This window comes from Burkholderia sp. Ax-1724, from assembly GCF_011752995.1.
GTDB lineage: Bacteria > Pseudomonadota > Gammaproteobacteria > Burkholderiales > Burkholderiaceae > Paraburkholderia.
In genome coordinates, this window is sequence record NZ_VWWL01000068.1 from 1 (window position 1) to 417 (window position 417).

General features: G+C 60.4%; 1 pseudogene. It reads right to left on the bottom strand.

Annotation, left to right across the window (positions count from 1 at the left end):
- Nucleotides 1-417 (bottom strand): annotated as a pseudogene (locus F3J19_RS32335) (electron transfer flavoprotein-ubiquinone oxidoreductase); the annotation flags it as partial.

Here is a 417-nt window from a genome sequence, read left to right on the forward strand (position 1 = left end):
TCTTGTAGCGCTGGAATTCCTCGAACGGCGACAGATACGGATTCGAATAGCCAAGACCAACGACGAAGCCGACCACGATCTGGTTGTTGTCCAGGTGATAAAGGAACGAGCCGCCGTACGTATCGTTCTCGAGCGGCCAGCCGGCCGTGTGCATCACGAGGCCCGGTTTGTGCTTCGCGGGATCGATTTCCCACAGTTCCTTGATGCCGATGCCGTAGACCTGAGGATCGGCGCCATCGCGCAGCCTGAACCTGTCGCTCAGTTGCCGCCCGAGATGCCCACGCGCGCCCTCGCAGAACAGCGTGTACTTCGCGTGCAGTTCCATGCCGAGCTGGAAATTTTCGGTCGGCTCGCCGTCCTTGCCGATGCCGAGGTTCCCGGTCGCGACGCCCTTAACGGAGCCGTCTTCGTTATAGA